The following is an 18,178-nucleotide window of genomic DNA, read 5'->3' as shown; positions in this document are numbered from 1 at the left end:
TGTTTTTATTCAGGCGGCTTTCAGTTTTATTGTAACATGCTGTTTTTTAAATTCTGTAAGCCAATCCTAAAGAAAAGATAAAGATTGACGCTATTTCATTTTAAAGCCAATGCCCCAGACTGTTTGGATATAGGCTTCATCGGGGTCGATTTTAGCCAGCTTCTGGCGCAGGTTGCTGATGTGCACATTGATGGCGTTGTCCTCGCCTAGAAACAGATCCTCCCAGACAGTCTCGTAGATGACATTTTTGGAAAAAACACGCTGTGGGTTTTGCATTAGAAGCTCCAGAATTTTGTATTCACGCTTGGTCAGTGACAGAGGCTGCCCCTTCAGGCAGACCTCGTAGGTAGAGGGGGTGAGGGTAAGCCCCTTATAGGTCAGTGTTCTACCCGAAAGGCCTGTATTTCCCGAATTACGGCGCAAAAGAGCCTCAATACGGGCCAGAAGCTCTTCGTTATTAAAGGGCTTGGTAATATAGTCATCTGCGCCGTTTTTGAGCAAATTGATCTTTGTGAAAGAATCATCCTTTGCGGATACGGCAATGACCAGGGTGTCTGAGGTTTGGCGCAGGCTTTTCAGCACTTCCTCGCCGCTCATACCCGGAAGCATTAAATCCAGAAGAATTAAAGCATAACTATTCTTTTCAAGGCAAAATAAGGCCTCGGTGCCGGAATAGGCGGTATCTGCCGTATAGCCGCTGTGTATCAGCAGATCCAAAAGCATGTTGCTGATGTTGACATCGTCCTCGACGATTAAGATATTGATGGATTCCATTTTGTTTGTCCTCTTTATTTAAATAGATTGATTTTCTGAAGCTGTCGGTACAAAAGGTTCGCCGCCACGCCCACCACGATCCCTGTCGGGATGGCGAGCAGCATGAGAAAGGGCAGATAGGACCAGAACAGGTTCATATTTTGCACTACTGCGGCTGCTACGGCCAGCTGGCCCAGGTTGTGGGACACTGCCCCGAGCAGGCTGATGGTTATGAGGGATAGCTTTTCTCTGGGGACCTTTAAAAGCAGGGCCATCATTCCAAAGCTTAGGAGCCCTCCGGCCAGGGAGTAGAGAATTGCGCTCATGCTCCCAAATAAAAAGCCGGATAAAAAGATCCGCGCGGTGACGATGAGCATGGTCAGGGGAGTGCCCAGGGTCAGCAGTGAGATGAGGGTAACGATGTTGGGCAGTCCGACCTTTGCCCCGGGCACAGGCATGGGGATGGGCGCAAGGGATTCCAGATAGCTGAGAATTAAGGCCAGGGCAGTATACAGAGCAATGACGACCAGGCGGCGCGTTTTGTTTTCCATTTTAAGGCTCCTGTATGATTTCAAGGATCAGCCGGTGGGGCAGGCAGGCAATGGTCTCTCCAGGGGACTGGATCGACGGGCTGTGCACACACACCTGGTTATCGCAGTCTGCGCTTTCGACCCGGGCGCTGCGGTCTTTAATGGCAATGGTGTTGCTGCCGAGGTCGCTGGTGATGGTTTCGGTATGGTCCTGACTAAGCGGCAGTGTGCGGATAACCTCACCATCCTGGCTGACCCGCAGCATAAGGTCGGAGCTTTGGCTGTTCATGAGGTGGAAGACGCCGAAGGCGATGAGGGCAACGGCCACAACCCCGGCAATGATGATCAGATCACGTTTTTTCATGTTTGATTTGTCCTTTGGTTCATTCTAGAGTCCATTTTAACGAAAAAAACAGTCTTGGTAAAGAGCAACTTTTTTGATATAATCACTTTTTAAGACAGGAGGTGACGATTTTATGGAAAATTATGATGATATCCGACAGCTCAAGGTGACCACCGACGGCTATGTGGGGGACGGCTATGCGGCCTGTATTGATTTTGAAACGGGTAAGGCCTGCTGGGCTGCTAGTGCGCTTTTTTATCAACCCCCCAAGTATTTAAAAACACTGGATACCGAGGCGCTGGACGCCTTGAAAAAAGGGATGTCGGAAGCTGGTGTACTGCAGTGGAAGAAAAAATATTATGATCTGACCTGTCTGGACGGCCCAATCTGGGAGATGACCCTGGTTTTTGAGGATTGTGAAAAGAGACTTGGGGGCACTGCGGCATATCCGGAAAGCTGGGAAGATTTTTGCGCGTTGCTCAGTGAAACGTTGGGAAAAGTTTTTAAGTAATGGAGAATGAAAAATTCTCCATTTTTTGTTTAGGAAAAATTAATTGACAGATGGGCGGCGGATATAGAGGGGATTGATGAGACAAAAAATAAAAAAGCAGACGTTATCCTAACATCTGCCTGATCACCAATTAAATGGTGCGAGAAACGGGAGTCGAACCCGTACGTGCGTAGCACACACGCCTCTGAAACGTGCTTGTCTGCCAATTCCAACACTCTCGCACAGCGCTCTTTTTTCTTGAGCGGCGACTCATTTCCTGAGTGCTTGTATATAATAACTTTTTTTGCCCGCTTTGTCAACACTAAATTTAAAAAATTTTAACTTTTTTTTGAAAATATTTTTCAACATAAAAAAATATGATTTTTATGCATTTTAGATTCAAAAATAAAGCGCTGCATTTGAAGAAAATCAATTAGTAATTGTAAAGTAGTGCAGGCTGAGATAAAATAGCTCTATAGCAAAAGGGAGAGATAATAATGAAAAAATGGGAAGATTCTTTTACAAGAGATATTTTAGATAATGGATATGAGCTTTTTACAAATGACCAGGTTCTGGAGGCAGTGCGCTGTGATAACGGCTATGAGGCAGTGGTGCGCGATACAAAGGACTATCGGGTAACGATCGAAACAGAGTTAGGTGAAATCACTGCTATGTGTTGTGATTGTACCTATGCGTCAGAGGGAGCTCATTGCAAGCATATGGCGGCAGCGCTTTTTGCCCTTACGGAAAGTGTGGGGAATGCCTTCAGGGATCCGTGGCAATTTGAAAACACCGAGCTCTATGCCCTTGTGCAAGGGGCGAGAGAAAATGAGCTCAGAGACTTTATCTACGAGCTGGCCTGTGCGGACAGGAACCTTGCAAACCGCCTCTGGCTCCGGTTTTTTAAGGGCGAAAGCATCGAGGAGCTTCGCCCTCTGGAACGTGCTCTGAATGCCATCTGCAAGAAATACCTGGGTCTTGAGCAGTTTATTCCATATTGGGATGCAAAGGACTTTTGCGAGGAGATTGAGCAGTTTTATGATGATAATCTGGAGGCTCTTATGGACCGGGAGCATTATGGGAGCGCCTTTGATTTTACCGCCATGGTTTACACCAGACTGTGCCAGATTGAGATCGATGACTCTGACGGGGATATTGAATTAATCGCACAGGACTGCGCGGATGGTTGGATGAAGATTCTGCCTCATATCAATGATGAGGCAGAAGAGCGGAGAATGCATCATTGGTTTATGAATCGTCTGGGCGGCGAAACGCTCGACTATCTTGAAGACTATGTGTTTGATGTCTTTATGAAATGGAACTGGAAACCGGTTCTGCTTGCCGACAGTATAAAAACTGTAGACTGGCTTATCCGAAGCGCTACACAGGAGCGGCTTGATTACTGGCTTGAGACCTATGCCGTCTGCCGGGTACAGCTCATGCAAATGATGGAGCTGCCAAAGGAAGCCATTGAGGCCTACCAGAGAAAATACTGGCATTTTTCCGGAATACGGAATACGGCCATCACCCTGAAAATCCAGTATGGTGAGATGGACGCCGCCATTGAGATGATCGATGAGAGCATGGAGATGGACAGAGATGATCCTGACAAGATTGACGAGTACCAGCGTGTGCTGGTATGGCTGTATGAAAAGCTGGACAGGCCCGAAGCCCTGAAAAAGGTGCTGTCGGAAATGCTTGCGGGCGAGGATTTTGTGAAACTGGAGGATTTTAGAAAGCTGAAAGCTCTTTGCGGCGAGACGGAATGGCATGAGCTTCGGGAGGAAATATTTAAAAACGTGGACTATGACCATAATCTGCGTGATCTGTATGAGGAGGAAGGGCTGTGCGAACGCCTCTTGGAAAGCATCCGTACCCAGGGAGATATGTCTGACCTGGATTATTATGAAAAAACCCTGAAGGCAGGCTGCCCAGAGGCCGCCCTTGAGCTTTATGCCGATTTTTTAAAGGGTATGGTTAAAAAGGCGGCGAACCGCAGAAAATATCAGCAGATAGCGGATTATCTGAGAAAAATGCAGGCTTATCCCGGCGGGCCGGAAAAGGTAAGGGTGCTGACTGCGGACTGGCGGCTCCGTTACGCCAAACGGCGCGCACTTATTGAGGAGCTTGAAGCACTTTGACAAATTTAAAATGCCATGGGCCCTTTTGGGGACAACATGGCATTTTAAGATTTAAAGAAACCATTCCGGCTCGGCCCGGCGCTTTAATCCCTCCTCAAGCTCATGCTTGTGGTAAAGATAGCCAGCGTCGTCATAGTAGCGCGCATGAACCGGGCATTTTTTTATACAGGCGCCGCATTTTATACAAATACCTGTGTAAGCCCGTACATCGTCGCGGTTGATGGAGCCCATAGGACAGACCTCAGAGCAAAGCTTACAGTCGGTGCACGCATCACTTGTGAGCGGTTTTACCTTGCGGATATCTACAGGAGTACCCTTGCGGTCCCTTGGCTGATAATAACCCCGGTAAGGGGCTGGCGCACCCTTGACATGGACAGGCAGGACATCCTGAATCTTGGTGATAGCAGCGACTTTTTCATAAGTCAAACCTGCAAATTCCTGGGCTTTTTCCATATCCTGTTCGTCTGGGCGTCCGGCTGCCAGTAAATCGGAAAAGGAATGTTCCCCGATAAAGGCTCCTGCTGTAAGCGTATGAAAGCCAGTCTTTTCAAGAATATCCCGAAGCTCGATCAAGGCATCGTCATAGTCTCTGTTGCCATAGAGTACCAGAGGAACAGCAGCTGCACCGCCTCCCTCCAGAGTCGCCAGATATTTCAGCAGCACGTTGGGCACACGCCCTGCGTAGACAGGGGTGCCAAATACTACCAGATCGTCAGCCTCAAAGCTTTTTGGCGCTTTTCGCTCCTCGGGCAGTGTGAAGTCAAAGCTTTCACAGGGCACCTCAAGTTTTTTCGAAAGGTTGTCTGCAACCGCGGTCACCAGCTTCTGGGTGGTGCCGGTAGCACTGAAGTAGACGGCCCATACACGATTGAATTTCATGATTTTTCTCCCTTGCGTAAAAGAGTGGTTTTTATGCCTTAACTATATCAGAGGGTGGGATGGTTTTCAAGTGGAAGCTAAAAAAACTGGCGGTTTTTAGCCAGAAGTGCCTTTAAGACAACAATAGATACGTCGAAACAACGTGCCTCGGGTTGTGGATAATTTTGGACAAGCAGTGAAAAACAGGGCAAAGGATATATATGTCCGCTATTTTGTCAAAAAGGGCAAAGTGGCGGCAGAATCACGGACATCCATGTCCGCCATTAAATAATTAATAATATATTATTTTAATCTTTTAAGAAGACAGAGACTTAAACTTTTTAAAAATTCTGGAAACCTTTTGGAATTTTTGACGATTGTATTAAGTGTAGAGCCGAATATAAAAAGAATCCCATTGTTTTCATTACAGCCAGCGGATGGTATAATGCAGATGAGCAGAATAAATAGTTAAAACCGAAAGGAGCAGTACCTATGAAAATGCCTGAAACCATCGATAACGTCATGTTCGCCCCCTGTGGAATGAATTGCCTGGTCTGTTATAAGCACTGTTACCACAAAAAGCCCTGTGCAGGCTGCCTGAACAGTGATAAAGGAAAGCCAGAGCACTGCCGGAAGTGCAGGGTCAAGGCGTGCGTTCTGGAAAAGGAGATTCGGTATTGCTTTGAATGTGGAGAATATCCCTGCAAGCCTGTCAAATCCCTGGAGAAAAGCTATAATACCCGCTATCACGCCAGCATGATGGAAAACAGCCGCCGGGTTAAGGAATTAGGGCTGGCGGCCTTTATGGCGCAGCAAAAGCAGCATTTTACCTGTCCGGACTGCGGCGGTGTTATTTCATTGCACGATGCAGAATGCAGCGAGTGCGGACAGAAGCCTGAGAAGGCAGGACTGGAATAAAAAACTGCCCGGCCAGGCGGACAGTTCTTCAAAAACCTGGTATACAGGTCAGTTAGGCTTGCCGGTAAAAGGGTTTCTTCCCTTCACAAAACTAAAAATAATGTGAATCATGCCCACCACAATACCGACAATCGCAATGCCCTCGGCAAAGCCAAGCCAGAAATCAGGCAGAAGCCGGCTCATAAACAGAGACAGTGTAAAGCACAGCATCCCTGCCAGATACAGAGCCATGACAAAAGAACAATACCCTTTCTTTTCAAAAAACTTCATCAGAAAACCCCTTCCCTTTTCATTGCTCCTTTATAAATGCTATTATAGCACAGGAAAACTGAAAAGTCTAAAGCGATTTTATCACAATAATTTGGGTATTTTATACCATAAAATCAATTAAATACAAAGGAGAATAAATAATGACAGGTGTAGAAATTGATATGGTTGTGACCGACAGCCTGAAAGCCCTGGAGCTGTATGAAAAAATATATGAGGTTGAGCGCGTAGAGGTGACCGATTACCCGAAAGGCACCAATGAAGCGGTCTTTACAATCTATGATACCCGCTTCCACCTGCTGGATGAAAACCCTGAGTATCAGCTAATCGCTCCAAAGCCCGGCCAGCCTCAGTCCGTCTGGTATAACGTGCTTGTTCCGGACATCCTGGCGGTCTACGATAAGGCCATGACGGCAGGCTGCACCGCGATCCAGCAAGTTACTGAGATGCCCGAAATGGGCGCCGCCAACGCCATGTTTGCCGATCCCTTCGGATATGTCTGGATGCTCCACCAGATCCACCGGGAGGTCAGCTTTGAAGATCGCTGTAGAGTTATGGAAGAAAAGCAGGAATAAACAGAAAGCAACCGGATTTTCGGTTGCTTTTCTCGTTAACATATCCTCTCAGGTTTGAAAATCCGTTTTTTTATTGGCGAAAATAAACCGGCTCCCGATGACGGCAATGACAGCGGCCAGAAGCACATAGGCCAGACGAAGCTCAAAAACCTCAGACTGCTTCATGAACAGGGTGCTGAGCGCAATGGCATAGCAGGTCATATAGGTGGCGCGGAAAAGATAGTTGTCCACCGCGTAGCCAAGGAATGTGCCAATGGAGAGAATGATCATGTGGCCGGTAAAGCCGGTGATATAGTGAAGCAGAATGGCTGAGATAAAAACTCCGGCGATGTTGCCGCCCACACGCTGTTTGATCTTGACCATGCTGTCCTCATAAAAATTGAGCGTCATGATAAAGACATTGAGGGGAAGCCAGTAGCCCTTTGGGATGTTAAATACCCGTTCCAGAAAAAAGCTGAAGGTCACCAGTAAAGAGATTCGGATGGCAAAGCGGGTGAGACGGAAATCAAAGGTGCCGGACTCAAGGGGCTTCGAAAGGCCCAAAAACAGGTGAAACTGCAGCATGGCTGCCAGGTTTTTAAAGGCACGTACAGTCCCCTTTAAAAAATCGCGGGTTTTGCCGCCGAGGTGGAGAAAAGGATTAAAAATGTGGGGATCAAGCTTAAAGCCTGTTTGCCTGCGCTTCAGTAAATACATAAACACAAGCCCGAGTGTGGCGATCGCGCTGGAGACAACGATGGCTATAAGGCGCAGCCTGAGCTCTGGCATAGTGGTGGAGAAGCTCTGGTACAGCACAAGCCCAAAGCCATAGCTGTAATAAGCCTTTGAGGTGTCTGAGTCGGTGAGAAGAAAGACCATGAGGTAGGTCGTGATAAAGTCCAGGGTAACGCAGAGCCAGACATTCAGACCTGCCAGGTGGGCGGCGACAGCCAGCACAAGGTTGATAAGCATTACGCTGTAGGGGTGCCAGCGGTCAGGCGAAAAGTCCTTGAGACGGTTGAAAATAATGGTAAGCGGAACTGCAATGACAGCATTTTTGTAGCCGAATAGAGCCATATTCATAAAAAAAAGCAGCAGACAGAGGGTGGTGGCTGGAATGGATTTCTTAGTCCCCTTCCAGGCAGACTGCCGTAAATGCTTAAGGTTTAGGCGTTTAATTTTTTCGCTCATCACAGGCTTCCTTTCATCATCATCGATACCATAGTTTTTACCCAAAAAGGGAATTTTATTCGATTTATGTGCGTTAAACAGGTAGAATTGTGGTACAATATTTAACGGTCCCTTTTTCAGGGAATCTAAGCATCATTGATTGTAAAAGGAGATAGTTAACATGCAAAATACAAATGATATTCCAAAAGGCCCCTTACAGCGGGTGGCTGCGATTCATGATATATCTGGATTTGGAAAATGCTCCATGACCGTCGTGCTGCCCATTTTATCCGCGGCAGGTATCGAGGTGGTCTGTATGCCTACTGCGGTCCTTTCGACCCATACCGGAGGTTTTGAAGGCTTTACCTACCGTGATCTCACTGAAGACCTCCCTGCCATTACCGAGCACTGGAAGTCTCTGGACCTGCACTTTTCATCAATCTACAGCGGCTTTTTAGGCTCACCGGAGCAGGTGGACATGGTGTCCAATTTTATTGATACCTTTAATTCAGACGACATACTGGTCTATGTGGACCCGGTTATGGCTGATGAGGGTGTGCTTTACAGCGTTTTTGACGACCATATGGTGGATAAAATGCGCGAACTCTGTGAAAAGGCAGACCTGCTGCTGCCCAACATCACCGAGGCCTGCTTTCTCTTGAAGGAGCCTTATCAACACGGTCCATACACCAGAGATTATATCGAAAAGCTTGTACGCAATCTATCCGAGATGGGCCCAGGAAAGGTCGTTCTGACCGGCGTGTATTTTGATAATGAAAAATTGGGCGCCGCCTGCTATAATCGCGATGAGGATAAGGTAGAGTACGCCTTTTCCGAAAAAGTACCCGGACAGTTCCATGGGACTGGCGATATTTTCGGCAGCTTTTGCCTGGCAGCTCTGCTGAACGGTAAATCCCTGCAGGATTCCACACAGTTTGCTGTCGATCTGACCACAGACTGCATCCTCAGAACGGTTGAACGTGAGACTAATCGCCGTGAAGGTGTGGATTTTGAAGGCGTGCTGCCAGAGATGATGAAACGTCTTGAGCTGGTCTAGAACAGAGAAGTAATTTAAAAAAAGAAAAAGCAGGTACGTCGTTTCGACGTACCTGCTTTTGTTCTGGGCAAAGCCAGTCTTTGTTTATTGTTCATCGAGCGTTTTAATCAGAGGGATCAGCTCGCTCAGATCCTGGATAACATAGTCTGCGCCGGCATCTCTGAAGGTTTTGGTTACCTTGTTGATGGCAGCGGCTTTGTCATCATCACAGAGATGGTTAAATTCTTCCTCGGTCAGCCCCATCTCAGAACTTCCGCGCACAACGCCGATGGAGACAACGCCGGCGTTTTTTCCTTCCAGAATATCGGAGACCGTGTCGCCGATTTTTACAGCATTATGGACGGAATGAACACCCAGAGTCTCCAGGTTTTTGAAAAGCATAAAGGGGTAGGGGCGGCCATGATTTTCCACAGCGTTTGGGCTGTACCAGCAGTCCGGCGCGTAACCCTTATCGGCAGCGACACGGGTGACTACGGCCATCATTTCATCGGTGTAGCCGGTGGTTGAGCCGATTTTTAAGCCCATGTCACGCAGTGCCGCGACAGTGTCCAGCACATATGGCTTGGGGTCTGCAAACTGGTCCAGAATACTCATGAGTTTTTCCTCAAACTGGGCGTATAGGGCGTCAATATCCTCTTCGGTGTAGCCGCGCCCGTACTTTTCCTGCCAGAGACTGTTGATACGCGGCATATCCATCATGGTGTGGATATGGTCACGCTTGAGCATCCCCATGGGCTTTCTTGTCTCCTCCATGGTGGGCTCAATGCCGAAGCCTTTAAAAACCTCCATGAATGCCTGTACCGGAGCAATGCATCCGTAATCGACCGTTGTACCGGCCCAGTCAAAAATAACAGCTTCAATCTTTTTCATCAATATGGCCTCCTATGCGTTCTGTTTTAAATAATCATAAAAGATATTGTAGAGATTTTCAATATCTTCTTGATAAATTTCTCCGATATTACCCATGCGGAAGGTATCCACCCTGGTCAGCTTGCCAGGATAGATGGCATAGCCGCGCTCCTTAACAAAGTTGTACATATCGGGAAAGTCAAAGTCCTGCTCGGGATAGAGGAAGGTCGTGATAATGGGGGAGCGATAGGCTTCGTCAATATAGGCATCTATTCCAAGCGCTGCCATTTTTTCGATCAGCAGCTTATTGTTCGAGGCGTATCGCTGATAACGGGCTTCGACCCCGCCATGCTCCTCCAACTCGTCCAAAGCTTTGGAGAAGGCCAGGACCGTATGAGTCGGGGAAGTAAATCGCCATTTTCCATCCTTGTTCATGGTCTTCCACTGGTCGTAAATATCCAGCGACAGGCTTCGCGCATTGCCCTTTGAGGCTTCGAGAGCTGCTGTGTGGCCAATGATAAAGGAAAAGCCCGGTACGCCTTGGATACATTTGTTGGCGCTGCTGATCATAAAGTCGATGTGGTTATCCTCTAACGAGATATCAATACCGCCAAAGCTGCTCATGGCATCGACAATATAGGTTTTGCCGAATTCTGCGCAGAGCTCACCGATAGCGTGGATATCGTTGAGAATGCCGGTGGTGGTTTCGCAGTGCACCATGGCCACATGGGTGATATCTGGGTTTTCTGTTAAAATTGCGCGCACTTTGGCGGCGTCAGGGATTATGTTGTATTCCTCGTTGTAGGCAAGGTAGTTCAGACGATGGTAGTCCGCGATGTCCAGCATGCGTTCGCCGTAGGCGCCGTTTGTGATGAACAACACCTTGTCCTTATCGCCGATAACGCTCGAAAGTACGGCTTCCACGCCAAAGGTGCCGCTGCCCTGCATGAGGATGGCGGTATATGTAGCCTCGCTGACATGGGCCAGTTTTAAAAGCTGAGCGCGGATTTTCTGGGTGATTGCTTTATATTCATTATCCCAGGTACAGTGGTCAAAAAGCATTTCTGCCTTTACCGCATCGCTGGTGGTCAGTGGGCCGGGGGTGAGTAACTTGTATTTTTTCATAAATGTTTTCTCCTCTGTAAAATATATCTTTGTATAAAATTTGTTTTTTACTTGTTAAGTTTGCATTTCTCTGAAAACTCCTGGTGTTTTTGTAAAAGATCCACGGTCAGGGGCTCTGGAAATATCTTAGGGCTTTTGGTGCACAGGGCAGGGTCGGCTGTTTCGCCGGGATACAGGGGCAGCGGATAGGTCTTGAGCAGCTCGGTCCTGGCGCTTTTTACAATACATTCAGCCATTTCCATGGCTTTGGCATTGGTTTTATCCCCTTTATTAATGACGGCGATGGATTCCGTGAGAGCATAACTGCCCTCGGACGGGTCGATGTAGTCGATGGGAAGACCTTCGCTTTTGGCCGCGACGGCCTGATGCCGAAGGCCGAAGGCCAGTGCGACCTCACCGGCTTTTACCTTTTTAAAGGGGCCGGAGCCGGAGCTTTCCATGTGCGGCCCGGAATTTCGGATGATCCCTGTCATGATCTCAGCGCCTTCTGTCTCGCCGTAAGCGTCGATGACAGCCTGTACCAGAATCCAGCCAGTGGAGGAGCCTTCAATATCCGGGATGGATATCTGGCCCGCGTACTCTGGATCAGCCAGATCCTTGATGGAGGCAGGTGCAGAAAGGCCCTGTTCCCGCATCACTTCAGTGTTGACTATGACAGCGCCTTCCTGGGCCGTGATAGGGGAAGAATAGGACGGACTGTCACCGCTCAGGGTGGCATGGTCAAAGCTCAGGTCAGAGAACATTCCGGATTCTTTTTGGGCAGTGTCCAGATAGTATGTGCTCATGGTCACCAGGTCGGCTTCGATTTTAGAGCCTTCAGCCATCATCCGGCCGCCTAGCTCGGAGGTTGCAAAGCTTTGGATAATATACTGGCCTTCGTAGCCGCCGGCAGTCAGAGCGTTTTCCATGGCGGTCAGGGCTTCGTCATCTGCATTGGAGTAGATAACGACTCTGTTATCCGCGTTTCCTGTACTGCACCCCGCAGCGGTGAGGGCTGTGACGGCAATGAGCAGTCCGGCGGCCAGGATTTTTGTGAGTTTACTCATCAGGCGGCCTTCCTTTCTGTTTTCTTCGACAAGGCTTTCAAAATCAGCTTGACAGCCAGGTTGGTGGAAAGAATGAGCAGGGATAAGACAAAAATCTGTTCAAAATCGCCGAAGTGCTGAAGCTGTTTGATTTTGGTGGTAACGACCATGGTGCGCGCGCCGACAATAAAAATAACAGCGGAAATAGTCACCATGGCGTTGATGAAGTAATAACTGAACATTTCAAATATCGTTGACCAGGAATTGGGGATCACGACTCTGAAAATGGTTTTGGTCCAGCTGTCGCCCATGAGCATACCGGTCGTTTCCCAGGAGGCGTTCATCTTTGACAGCGAGTTTTTGATCATCAGGTAAGGGGTTGAGAAATAATGGATAATGTTACAGATGATCAGTATAATAAAGGTACACTGGAGGCTGGTGCCAGAAAAAGCCAGGAGAAAGGCGATGCCAAGCACCATGCCCGGTACAGTGTTGGTGGTCTGGACCAGGCCGTCAATGGCGGCTTTGGAGGGCTTGCCCATTTTACTGCGGGCAGTAACCAGCGCGCTAAGATAGGCGATGGATGTCCCTAAAACTGCTGTGAGCACTGCTACCAGAATGGAATTGAGGTAGACGTCGGTCAGCTGGCCGCCAAACAGGGTTTCCCTGATGTTGTCAAGCGAGAAGCCAAGCTCATAGGGCCAGCTCTGCACAAAGGGAACGATAAAAATAACCGCGAAGATAGACAAAATACCAAGCATTACCAATGCGGACAAAACGGTGAAAAGGCCGTCGCGCCCTTTGTTTTTTGTGAGCTCGATCTGGGAGATCTTGTTATAGCGGAAATTGTATTTTTCCAGATAGCGCAGGATCAAAATGCTGAAAACCGATGGGATCAGCATCATCATGGCAACAACAGCCCCCTTGCTGAAATTGGGGATAGAGCCCAGCATCTGATTGTACAGCGTGGTGGCAACCACCTTGTACTCACCGCCAACTGATGCTGGAATCCCAAAGTCGGTGAAGCTCAGGAAAAAGGCCTGAATAAAAGAAGCCCCCAGAGTGGCGATCAGTGGCTTAAAGGTTGTGGTGAAAAAGGTTTTAAAGCTGTTGTCACCAAGCACACGGGATACCACAGAGAACTTCTTGTCAATGTACTTAAAGGTATTGTTAATAAGCATAAAGGCAATGGGAATAGTGTAGATTACATAGCCCAGCAGCAGCCCGTTAAACCCATAAATCTCAAAGGGCTGAAAGCCCAGCAGCCTGGTGACCAGGCCCTGCCGGCCGAAGGAATAGATGATGGCAAAGCCATAGGTAATGGTGGGCAGGAGCATGGGCAGCACTGCGACACTGGAAACGGCGCTCTTGTACCAGTCGGGTACATTGGTGCTATTGACTGTGTAGGCCAGCATAAACGCGAGAACCGTAGTGACAAGCGCACTGGTCCCGGCGATGATAAAGCTGCCCGCCAGGGCATTCAGAAAGCCTGCGCTGCTCAGTACAGCGGCGTAGCTTGCCGGGCTGAAGCTGCCGTCCACATTAAGGGACTTGATGAGCAGCAGTACCAGTGGAGCGACAAGGAACACCGCGAAGATGGCGATGATGATCCAGAAAACAATCTTCAGCTCCAGCGGGGTACCCGTAACAGCCCGGCTCCGCAGCCTCGGCCGTATTTTGTCGGTAATGGAATTACTGGGCATAGCATTCTCCGAACAGTGAGAAGATATTGTTGCGCTTGATCATGAGCTGGTTGAGAATAAACGCCTGAACAAAGCTGTTGCCAGGCTTTGTGATGATTTCCTGCGGTTCGGCGTATTGTGAAATTTTACCGCCGTTTAAAATGAGCACCCGGTCCGATAAGGTAAGGGCTTCTTCAGGGTCATGTGTTACAATAATGGTCGTCAGATTAAAATCCTTGGCAACTGTTTTGATCCGCTCTTTGATGGATTCCTTGATAACCCCATCAAGCGCGCTCAGCGGCTCGTCCAGTAATAACACCTTTGGCTTCATGACCAGGGTGCGGGCCAGAGCCACACGCTGTTTTTGCCCGCCGGAGAGCTGGTCAATGGGTTTGTCCAGATGCGGTCGGAGGTCCAGAAGGTCGATGAGCTCATCAACCTCCTCCTGGGTGGAAATACCCGGCTTGTTTTTGAGTCCGTATACGATATTATTATAGGCATTCAGGTTGGGAAACAGGGCATAGTCCTGAAAAACAATGTTGAAATCACGCTGTTCCATAGGCACATGGGTGATATCCTCACCGTCGTACAAAAGCTGTCCCTCATCAATGTCGGTGATGCCGAGAATCAGGTTGAGCAGAGTGGTTTTACCGCCGCCGGATGGGCCGAGAATGGAAACAATTTCGCCATTTCCGATGTCGAGTGTAATGCCTTTCAGGATTTCTGTGCCGTTATAGGCCTTCTTTACATTTTTTAAACTTAGCATAGTGTTATACTCCTTAACATTTTGGTTAAAACAAATGGCTTATTAGATTAAGAGGGTTCTTTCAAAAGCCTAGGCGTATTTTAATTCTAAAAATCTCACAATTCAATAGACTTAACAAAGAGTTAACGGAATTTAACCGAAGCTTTACAAAATCATTGGTTTTACAAATCGCAGTCGGATTGGTATAATAATGGGAGAAAAGAATGAGAGAAAAGAATGGAATCTAAAAAAATCTTTATGAAAAATAAACAAATTCTCTGGTGGTGTGTTCCTTTCCTGGCAGCTTTGGCAGTGGTGCTGCCCTTGCTTCTTAAGGAGGGTATCCCCTTTGGAAATGATGCAAGCTTCCATCTTTCAAGAGTTGTCTCGATCGCAGAAGGTCTTAAAAATGGCATTTTTTTGCCGGGAGTCTATGCCGATTACTTTAATGGCTACGGCTATGGCAACGGGCTTTTTTATCCGGATTTCTTTTTGTATATTCCGGCAGTACTGTCGCTTTTGGGCATGCCGGCCATCACGGCCTACAAAATTTTTCTGATTTTACTCACAGGCGCTATGGCCTGCACTATGTATCTCTCGGTCAAATCTGTATGGCGGTCTGATTTCGCGGCCTCGGTTTCCACTGTGCTTTACCTTCTGTGTTCCTTTCACACCACAGATCTTTATCAGCGGTCGTCGGTGGGGGAGCTTCTGGCCTTTGTCTTTCTGCCGCTTATTGTGGCAGGCTTCTGGCAGGTGGTTTACGGCGAGAAGGAGAAGTGGCCCCTGCTGTTCAGCGGCTTTAGCGGTCTGATCCTTTCACATGTCCTGACCGCCGTGCTGATGGGGGGATTCGCCGCTGTCTTTCTGCTGTTCAGTATACCAAGGCTGGCCCGCGAGCGGGAAAGACTGGCGGCACTTGGAAAAGCAGCGCTTTGGAGCATTGTCCTGACTTTGTTCTTTTTGCTGCCCATGCTGGAACAGCTAGTGGTTAATCCTGTTTGGGGCGACACCGGACTGCTCGGGAGCATTTCGGACTGGGCCGTGCCTTTTAAAAATTTAATTTTGGCAATCCCTCAAAGTATCGGCGAAAAATATGTACCACCGGCGGGGATTGGTCTTGCGCTGACACTGCTGGTAATAGCGGGTCTGTTTTTTAACAGAAGTGACAAGCTGATACAGATTCTTTCGCTGTCAGGACTGCTTTTACTATTCAGTGTATCGGTATATTTTCCCTGGCATTTGTTTGAGAATGTACTGTCAACCCTTCAGTTTCCATGGCGGTTCTATCTGTTTATCTCGGTTTTCTGGTGCTTTGCTTCTGGCAGGATTATTGAGAGCATGACAGAAAAAAGGGAAAACCAGGTGATCATCGCAGCCATTGCTGCTGGAATCATGCTCATAGCATATTTTGTAAATGTTGCGTATACTTATAAGAATTACGCGAAAATGGTTGTCAATACATATCCCACCTTTGCCGCAGGATGTGAGTATTTACCTGAGGATGTGACTTTATCACACATTCAGGAATCACAGAAATACCATCAGAACACTGCAAAACGCACTAATTATGGTTTGTATGAAATAAAATTAGAACGAAATGGTTCAAACGAGCTGCCGCTTATTTATTATAGTGGATATGAAGCCATGCTTAATGGCAATCGTGTCGAGATTTATCGAAACATAAATGGCATGGCAGAAGTAGCAGTTAATGAAACCGGTACGTTGATTGTCCAATACAAGGGAACGCCCCTCCGACGTGTCAGTGAGGCCATCAGCCTCATGGGGGTCATTGTGGGGATAGCCCTGCTCTTTAAAAATAAAAGAAAGGAAAATGATCAAAAATGACAGAAAAGTTCTATCATCTCAGTAAAAAGGAAATCATTTTTCTGGTGGCTGTAATCCTGATTTACAGCGTTGTAGGCTACTGGAATCTGGGCTCAAGAGTTGAGCCCCAGACCTATTATGATATGGAGGAGGGGACCCCCGCCGCGGAATTTGAGCTTCAGAAGCAGCCGGCGTCCATCGCGCTGTATCCAATAGTTAATGATTCCTCAAAATATGTGGGCATACAGATATTATGCTCAGATGATGGCGTGAACTGGAAACAGGCCTTTGATACCCGGGACGACGACACCGACTATACAGCGGCCATGATCTGGTACCACTATCCGCTGAATACGGATGAGAATACCCGATACATCAAAGTTAAAAAGCTGGATACCGCCAACCGCCTGGTACTGAGTGAGGTGGCATTCTATGACAATAATGGGAACAGGCTGGCGTCAACGCCCCTTAACGAAGGTTCCGCGAGGCTTCTGGATGAGCCGGAGACAGTGCGGATCACCTCAGACCGCCTGAACAGCGCTTACTTTGACGAGAGCTATTTTCCCGCCTCGGCGCTGGAAATGCAGGATGGCCTGAGTGTGGCTGAAATGGATCATCCCCCTGTGGGCCGGCTGATCATTGGCCTAGGAATGGATCTTTTTGGCAGAACGCCCTTTGGCTTTCGCTTTATGCAGGTGCTTTTCGGTATCGCCATGCTGCCTCTGATCTATTTTTTCGGCAAGGCGCTTTTTAAATCACCGCTATGGTCTGGTATTGCCACATTGCTGCTGGCTTTCGATTTTTTGCATTATACACAGACACGGATCGGAACCCTGGACGCCTTTCTTGTCTTTTTTATTCTGGCTATGTATACCTTCCTGTACTTTTTTCACGTCAGCACATCAAGGCCAGCCCGGTATGTGTTTTTGCTGCTCAGCGGGATTTTTACCGGCCTTGCCATTGGCACCAAGTGGTCAGGCTGTTATGCGGCGCTCGGACTGGCAGTTCTGTATTTTTACTGGTTTATCCGGGATATGGTAAAGGGCGGTAAAAGTGTCCGGCGGCAAAGACTCGGTGAGTCTTTTTTCTGCTGCCTGGCTTTTATTGTTGTTCCGGTGACCATTTACACACTGTCCTATATTCCTTATGCGGACACCATACCCGATAAAGGGTTTTTCGAGGTGTTTTTCGGCCATCAACAGCAGATGTTTGGCTACCACACCGGGGCTTCGACCCATTACCACCATCCCTATTCCTCCAAATGGTATACCTGGTTCCTGGCTTTAAAACCAGTGTTTTACTATTATCAGAAGGCGCCGGAAACCATTTATCTTTACGCGACCGGAAACCCTATGGTCTGGGGAATTGGCCTTTTCGGCACAGCCTTTGCGCTGGTCCATGGTATATGGAAACGCCATTCTGCCGGTATCGTCATCGGTGTTGGTTACTTTTCCCAGATGATTCCCTGGCTTTTTATCACGCGGGATACCTTTTTATATCACTATTTCCCGATGATTCCTTTCCTGATGCTGGGAGTGGCCTATCTGTTTAAGTATATGGGCTGTACGCCCCAGGCAAAGCCCTGGAAAAAAGCGTATATTGGGCTGTTCATGGCCTTTACGGTCTTTTCATTCATCTGTGCCTTTCCGTTTATCTATGGCAGTCCCATGAAGTGGGAGACGGTGCTGTTTATGCGCCAGCTGTTTATGGTGTTTGCCAGTGTGATGGGCGGTGCCCTGTTGCTGCTCGTGGGCTATGATGCGTATCATCTGCGGCGCAAGAAGAAAGAAAGCGCCCTGCTGGATGAAAATAATGGAGATATGCTTTAAGACAGGGGCTGATTA

General features: G+C 48.1%; 18 protein-coding genes and 1 tRNA gene. 7 read left to right on the top strand and 12 right to left on the bottom strand.

The window, feature by feature from the left end:
* Positions 1 to 90 precede the first annotated feature (90 nt).
* Genes DW091_RS08995 through DW091_RS08985 form a run of 3 tightly spaced genes read right to left on the bottom strand, consistent with a single transcriptional unit; the run spans position 91 to position 1,647 of the window.
* The gene (locus DW091_RS08995; RefSeq protein WP_058694389.1) at positions 91 to 774 is read right to left on the bottom strand and encodes a response regulator transcription factor; all 684 of its coding nucleotides are present in this window, start codon (positions 772 to 774) and stop codon (positions 91 to 93) included.
* 14 nt (positions 775 to 788) lie between these two features.
* Positions 789 to 1,304, bottom strand: coding sequence for a Gx transporter family protein (locus DW091_RS08990; protein ID WP_118517990.1), 516 nt, complete (start codon positions 1,302 to 1,304; stop codon positions 789 to 791).
* A 1-nt stretch (position 1,305) separates the two neighbouring features.
* Positions 1,306 to 1,647: a NusG domain II-containing protein gene (locus DW091_RS08985; RefSeq protein ID WP_118517989.1), complete on the bottom strand. Its 342-nt coding sequence runs from the start codon at positions 1,645 to 1,647 to the stop codon at positions 1,306 to 1,308.
* Between the two features lie 112 nt (positions 1,648 to 1,759).
* Between DW091_RS08985 and DW091_RS08980 the strand changes: the two genes are divergently transcribed.
* Positions 1,760 to 2,137 (top strand): hypothetical protein, encoded by a 378-nt coding sequence (locus DW091_RS08980; protein ID WP_058694392.1) that lies wholly within the window; start codon positions 1,760 to 1,762, stop codon positions 2,135 to 2,137.
* Between the two features lie 135 nt (positions 2,138 to 2,272).
* On the opposite strand, the gene DW091_RS08975 is transcribed toward DW091_RS08980, so the two are convergent.
* Positions 2,273 to 2,358, bottom strand: a tRNA-Leu gene (locus DW091_RS08975).
* 255 nt (positions 2,359 to 2,613) lie between these two features.
* On the opposite strand from DW091_RS08975, the gene DW091_RS08970 reads away from it, so the two are divergent.
* Entirely contained in the window at positions 2,614 to 4,257 is a 1,644-nt protein-coding gene (locus tag DW091_RS08970; RefSeq protein WP_118517988.1) for a hypothetical protein, read from the top strand.
* Positions 4,258 to 4,308: 51 nt separating this feature from the next.
* On the opposite strand, the gene DW091_RS08965 is transcribed toward DW091_RS08970, so the two are convergent.
* Complete coding sequence (locus DW091_RS08965; protein WP_118517987.1) at positions 4,309 to 5,136, bottom strand: EFR1 family ferrodoxin; 828 nt, start codon at positions 5,134 to 5,136, stop codon at positions 4,309 to 4,311.
* Positions 5,137 to 5,607: 471 nt separating this feature from the next.
* Here DW091_RS08965 and DW091_RS08960 point away from each other — a divergent pair, with 471 nt between their 5' ends.
* The gene (locus DW091_RS08960; RefSeq protein ID WP_118517986.1) at positions 5,608 to 6,033 is read left to right on the top strand and encodes a DUF3795 domain-containing protein; all 426 of its coding nucleotides are present in this window, start codon (positions 5,608 to 5,610) and stop codon (positions 6,031 to 6,033) included.
* Positions 6,034 to 6,081: 48 nt separating this feature from the next.
* Here DW091_RS08960 and DW091_RS08955 read toward each other — a convergent pair whose 3' ends face one another.
* The gene (locus DW091_RS08955; RefSeq protein ID WP_074616781.1) at positions 6,082 to 6,303 is read right to left on the bottom strand and encodes a hypothetical protein; all 222 of its coding nucleotides are present in this window, start codon (positions 6,301 to 6,303) and stop codon (positions 6,082 to 6,084) included.
* 140 nt (positions 6,304 to 6,443) lie between these two features.
* Between DW091_RS08955 and DW091_RS08950 the strand changes: the two genes are divergently transcribed.
* Positions 6,444 to 6,875 carry a VOC family protein gene (locus DW091_RS08950; RefSeq protein WP_074616782.1) on the top strand — a complete coding sequence of 144 codons (432 nt, stop codon included), beginning with the start codon at positions 6,444 to 6,446 and terminating at the stop codon, positions 6,873 to 6,875.
* A gap of 48 nt (positions 6,876 to 6,923) precedes the next feature.
* Here DW091_RS08950 and DW091_RS08945 read toward each other — a convergent pair whose 3' ends face one another.
* On the bottom strand, positions 6,924 to 8,045 hold the full coding sequence (locus DW091_RS08945) for an FUSC family protein (protein ID WP_118517985.1): 1,122 nt from the start codon (positions 8,043 to 8,045) through the stop codon (positions 6,924 to 6,926).
* Between the two features lie 160 nt (positions 8,046 to 8,205).
* Here DW091_RS08945 and DW091_RS08940 point away from each other — a divergent pair, with 160 nt between their 5' ends.
* Positions 8,206 to 9,081, top strand: a complete 876-nt coding sequence (locus tag DW091_RS08940) for a pyridoxamine kinase (protein WP_118517984.1) — start codon at positions 8,206 to 8,208, stop codon at positions 9,079 to 9,081.
* 84 nt (positions 9,082 to 9,165) lie between these two features.
* Here the strand turns inward: DW091_RS08940 and phnX are convergent, their stop codons facing one another.
* Genes phnX through DW091_RS08915 form a run of 5 tightly spaced genes read right to left on the bottom strand, consistent with a single transcriptional unit; the run spans position 9,166 to position 14,528 of the window.
* The gene (phnX, locus tag DW091_RS08935) at positions 9,166 to 9,951 is read right to left on the bottom strand and encodes a phosphonoacetaldehyde hydrolase (protein ID WP_118517983.1); all 786 of its coding nucleotides are present in this window, start codon (positions 9,949 to 9,951) and stop codon (positions 9,166 to 9,168) included.
* 12 nt (positions 9,952 to 9,963) lie between these two features.
* Positions 9,964 to 11,055: a 2-aminoethylphosphonate--pyruvate transaminase gene (phnW, locus tag DW091_RS08930; RefSeq protein WP_118517982.1), complete on the bottom strand. Its 1,092-nt coding sequence runs from the start codon at positions 11,053 to 11,055 to the stop codon at positions 9,964 to 9,966.
* Between the two features lie 47 nt (positions 11,056 to 11,102).
* On the bottom strand, positions 11,103 to 12,101 hold the full coding sequence (locus DW091_RS08925; RefSeq protein WP_118517981.1) for an extracellular solute-binding protein: 999 nt from the start codon (positions 12,099 to 12,101) through the stop codon (positions 11,103 to 11,105).
* Entirely contained in the window at positions 12,101 to 13,783 is a 1,683-nt protein-coding gene (locus DW091_RS08920; RefSeq protein ID WP_224168770.1) for an ABC transporter permease subunit, read from the bottom strand. The genes DW091_RS08925 and DW091_RS08920 overlap by 1 nt, the downstream gene beginning before the upstream one ends.
* The gene (locus DW091_RS08915) at positions 13,773 to 14,528 is read right to left on the bottom strand and encodes an ABC transporter ATP-binding protein (protein ID WP_058694404.1); all 756 of its coding nucleotides are present in this window, start codon (positions 14,526 to 14,528) and stop codon (positions 13,773 to 13,775) included. Before DW091_RS08915 ends, DW091_RS08920 begins: the two co-directional genes overlap by 11 nt.
* A gap of 237 nt (positions 14,529 to 14,765) precedes the next feature.
* Between DW091_RS08915 and DW091_RS08910 the strand changes: the two genes are divergently transcribed.
* Positions 14,766 to 16,355, top strand: coding sequence for a 6-pyruvoyl-tetrahydropterin synthase-related protein (locus DW091_RS08910; protein WP_158577862.1), 1,590 nt, complete (start codon positions 14,766 to 14,768; stop codon positions 16,353 to 16,355).
* Complete coding sequence (locus DW091_RS08905; RefSeq protein WP_118517980.1) at positions 16,352 to 18,163, top strand: phospholipid carrier-dependent glycosyltransferase; 1,812 nt, start codon at positions 16,352 to 16,354, stop codon at positions 18,161 to 18,163. Before DW091_RS08910 ends, DW091_RS08905 begins: the two co-directional genes overlap by 4 nt.
* Positions 18,164 to 18,178: the final 15 nt, after the last annotated feature.

Origin of the sequence: Eubacterium sp. AM05-23, from assembly GCF_003477535.1 — a bacterium.
GTDB classification, from domain to species: Bacteria; Bacillota; Clostridia; order Eubacteriales; family Eubacteriaceae; genus Eubacterium; species Eubacterium maltosivorans.
The sequence above is the reverse complement of the archived record's forward strand: the minus strand, read 5'-3'. Positions and strand labels throughout refer to the sequence as shown.